The 1,151-nt window shown below is 68.8% G+C and carries 1 protein-coding gene; it reads right to left on the bottom strand.

Going from position 1 to position 1,151, the window contains the following annotated elements; genetic code table 11:
* Positions 1–143: 143 nt before the first annotated feature.
* Entirely contained in the window at positions 144–926 is a 783-nt protein-coding gene (locus A5625_RS03565; protein WP_232003393.1) for a DUF3560 domain-containing protein, read from the bottom strand.
* Between the last annotated feature and the right edge of the window lie 225 nt (positions 927–1,151).

Here is a 1,151-nt window from a genome sequence, read left to right as displayed (position 1 = left end):
ACGGATTTGGTGGCCGTCGCCAGGCGGCCAGTCCGGGCGCGCCCGGCGCGCCGGCATCGTGTGGGCCCGAAGAAAAAAGGGGGGGCCCGGCCAACCCCGCGGTGGTGCAGGTGCCGGCCGGGCCCCGATGGTGTTGTGGTGTGTTATCCGTCGGTGGTGGCGGGGCTGGACGCTGGGCGGTGACCGGTGATTTCGTGGTAGCCGATCGTGTTCGTCCAGGAAGCGCCGTCGTGCATGCGGACCGACACCGATTTGGGGTTGACCCGGACGACGAGGTACCAGTGGCCGCGGCGTTGGACGAAATCTCCGCGCGAGATGGTGTCGCGGCTGTGCGTGCTGGCGACCCCGGATGCCTGCAGGTCGGCGTAAATCGCTGTCCAGTAGGCGATTTCATCGCTGCGTTGGGCCATGCGGGCGATCACTCGGTCGCGGCAGGGCCCGGTGGCCGGCCCGAACTCGTCGACGTATTCATGGGTGGCGCTGCGGGCGATGACGCGGCGGTGGCCATCGAGGGAGCGCTGATCGGCGCGTTGCTCAGCTTCTAGTTTCTCGATGCGGTTCTTGACGGTCACCGGGTTGTAGCGGTGTGCGGTGGTGGTTGCGGCCGCTTGGGCGCGGGCACTGGCGCGGTCGGCCACGTCGGTGGCGTCGATGGCGCGCCGGGTCGCATCGTGGGCGCGGGCGATCGCGTTGCGGTGGCGGCGTTCGCTGTGATGTCCGATTTTGATCGGTTCCCCGCCCGGAGGCAGCGCGGCGACGGCCCGTTGCTCGGCGTCCCAGAGGATGGTGTTGGTGCCGTCACCGCGGGCGGTACCGTGCACGAGGGTGCCTTCCGCGGCGTTGTGAATGATTTCGATGGTCATGAAGTTGTTCTCGCGTTTTCCGATGGTGATGGAGTGCGCCGGTCGGCGCTGGGGTGCGGGCAAGCGGGTGAGGGTGGGCGGTCAACCCCGAAGAGTCCGCACCGAACGCAGCAGGGTTTTCGGTCCGCGCTCGCCGGCGCGCAGCGCCCTGGCGGGCTGGCATTGGGCCGAAAAGGTCACTCGGCCTGCGTAGTTCGGTGCGGGCGTGGGTTGAGCGGTCGGGGTCCCCGCCCGCTTACGGTGTGCACCCCGCTGACGGCTAAAGAAGGTGAGGGGCTACGGATTTGG

Source organism: Mycobacterium sp. 1465703.0 (genome assembly GCF_001672975.1).
In the GTDB taxonomy this organism is placed as follows: domain Bacteria; phylum Actinomycetota; class Actinomycetes; order Mycobacteriales; family Mycobacteriaceae; genus Mycobacterium.
Note: the sequence above shows the minus strand (reverse complement) of the source record. Positions and strands in the feature narration are given on the sequence as shown.